General features: G+C 57.1%; 1 protein-coding gene. It reads right to left on the bottom strand.

The window, feature by feature from the left end; genetic code table 11:
- On the bottom strand, nucleotides 1-301 hold a 301-nt coding region (locus IAE33_RS24440; protein ID WP_201165778.1), incomplete at both ends, for an immunoglobulin-like domain-containing protein.

Below are 301 nucleotides of genomic sequence, written 5' to 3'. Positions count from 1 at the left end.
AGCGTGCTCGTACGACACGCTGGTTTGGCCAGCCTTGATGGTGACCTGGGCATTGTTGCTCAGGGTCACGACCAAGTCGTGGGCCAGTGCAGTGTTGATCTGTACGGTAAAGGTCGGTTTAACGTTTTCTGCGACCGAAGTTTGGTCGGCAGTGATGGTGACTTGCACCAGGTCGCCTTGGTTACCCGTGCCTGGGGTACCCGAGCCTGGTTCGTCGGTGACAGTGGTGGTGACTGGAGTTTTATCCAGAGTCAGTTGCTCGAACTTGCCGACGTCAGCGCCAGCAACAGAGGCGATGGAT

Origin of the sequence: Pseudomonas sp. S60, from assembly GCF_016647865.1 — a bacterium.
Classification (GTDB): domain Bacteria; phylum Pseudomonadota; class Gammaproteobacteria; order Pseudomonadales; family Pseudomonadaceae; genus Aquipseudomonas; species Aquipseudomonas parafulva.
Note: the sequence above shows the minus strand (reverse complement) of the source record. Positions and strands in the feature narration are given on the sequence as shown.